The organism is Vibrio sp. 10N.286.46.A8 (genome assembly GCF_041470165.1).
Taxonomy (GTDB): Bacteria; Pseudomonadota; Gammaproteobacteria; order Enterobacterales; family Vibrionaceae; genus Vibrio; species Vibrio tasmaniensis_A.
This window is the reverse complement of the sequence record NZ_JBFRLX010000313.1, coordinates 1-2,057: the sequence shown is the minus strand read 5'-3', so window position 1 is coordinate 2,057 and position 2,057 is coordinate 1. Positions and strand designations below refer to the sequence as shown.

General features: G+C 41.1%; 1 protein-coding gene. It reads right to left on the bottom strand.

The features are described 5' to 3' along the window. Positions 1–99 precede the first annotated feature (99 nt). A complete protein-coding gene (locus AB4232_RS21980; RefSeq protein ID WP_009846361.1) occupies positions 100–1,992 on the bottom strand; it encodes a methyl-accepting chemotaxis protein in 1,893 nt (630 codons plus the stop codon). Positions 1,993–2,057: the final 65 nt, after the last annotated feature.

Here is a 2,057-nt window from a genome sequence, read left to right as displayed (position 1 = left end):
AGAGAAGGCGGTTTTAATTACGTTATCTTTTTTTAAGCCGAAGATTTTGATACTTAGGCTTTAACGTATAGGTTGTCGGTACGTTTAGCTTATCTAAGATTAGATCTTAAACATCTTTATCGTTTGATGCAGTTCGTCCGAAACATTATTAACATTTTGCGCTGTTTGAACATTTTGCTGGACGTCATCGACAGTCGCTCGCGCCAAATCATTTACATTCACTACATTTTCGTTGATTTCAACGGCTACTTGCGATTGTTCTTCCGCTGCCGCTGCAATCTGGTTGTTCATGTCTTGAATTGTCCCAATCTCATGCTGAATAGTATTCAGCATTTGACTCGCTTGATCTGACTTTTCACGAGTTACTTTAGCTGTTTCCGCATTTTCAACCATAAGCTCAACAGATTGTTTTGCTTGAGTTTGAAGTGATGAAATCATGGTTTGTATTTCGTTCGTGCTTTCTTGTGTCTTGTTAGCGAGGTTACGCACCTCGTCAGCCACGACGGCGAAGCCGCGACCTTGCTCACCCGCTCGAGCTGCTTCAATTGCTGCGTTTAATGCCAGCAAGTTTGTTTGCTCAGCAATACCTCGGATAACATCAAGTATGCTACCTACATTTTGAGTTTCTTTTTCAACACCAAGAATCGAATCTTGAACCTGCTCAATATTCGTTACAAGTAAGCTGATTTGCTGGTTCATGTCACCCACAGTCTCAAGACCTGACTGAGATGAAAGGCTTGCCTCATTGGATGATGATGATGCCTGCATCGCATTTTGAGCCACTTCCGCAACAGTCGCGGTCATCTGATTCATCGCGGTTGCAACTTGCTCTAGCTGCATCATTTGCTCTTCTGATGAGGTACTTAACTGATTTGACGAGGTCTCAAGAGATGAAGATTGTGATGAGAGAGAGTTTGAAGACTGCTCAATATTGCCAATAATGCCTTGGAGGTTACCTGCCATTTCAAGAGTTGAACGGTAGATCCCCGTTTCATCGCCATTTAATTTAGGGATGTTGGTCAGGTCTCCTGCCGAGATTCGACTAACAAGAGCCTCTATGTATTGTGGCTCCCCGCCAATAGGACGATACATTAATCGGGTGACTAATAAGAATGTTATTCCGGTTGCCATAACCGCGAAAATTAGACCAACTACAGTATTTATTTTCACCATCGCATTTGAAGGCGCTTCAATGTCGTCCCAACTTGCCCAAGCCCAAATATTCCAACCTAATGACTCAATTTGAGACGAAACGACATAAAAATCGCCTTTATCTGGAACATTGTAAGAGTGCTCACTGGTCATCTTACTACCGTGTTCACGGTATGATGGTCGAAGATCGTAGATATTTTTACCAATAAAATCTTCATAGCTAGCGGCAACAAGGAAACCATCTTGGCGAGAGACAAATAAGTTTGGCTCTTCAGATAGCTCGTTTATATAGTCTGTAATATCACTCATTTTAAGACTAAGGCCAATCACTGCTTTCGTTTCGCCTCTGGCTTTAAAAGGAATAACAACCGACATGGTTAAATGCCCTGTTGTTGCTAGGTAAGGGTTAGTTACTGATCGTTTTGCACCTGAAAACCCAAGGTTGAACCATTCGCGTTGTTTTTGCTTAGCATTAAAATTAGGAATGATACCTTGATTTTTAACGTCGTAAGTTTTGCCATCAGGAAGACCGATGTAAATATTAAGAACACCAAGAGATTCTTTACTGTTCGTCATCATTTTCAACAGCATCGGGTTGATCATGATGTTACCGGATCTATCAGTATGGATACTGGTTGAAATGCTTTCCAAAGCGCCGAAATACGCTTCCATTTTCCCTTCGACAGCTTTGGCTACAAGAAACGATTTCGTAGACAAGTTATGACGGTAGTCATCCGTGGTTGCAGACTTAAATTCGAAATATCCTATCGTAGATATAACTAAAATCGTTAAACAGATTAGGCCGCTAATTGTTAGCATAATCTTATTTTTGACGGTCATCAGAGCATTTCCTTAACAGTTGTTGCTTATTTTATTGACTAAATTATCCGTATGCTAACATAGGG

What these genes read in the sequence shown, in the direction of transcription:
- AB4232_RS21980 (WP_009846361.1), bottom strand. Translation starts at nt 1,992, where the DNA reads ATGACCGTCAAAAATAAGATTATGCTAACAATTAGCGGCCTAATCTGT.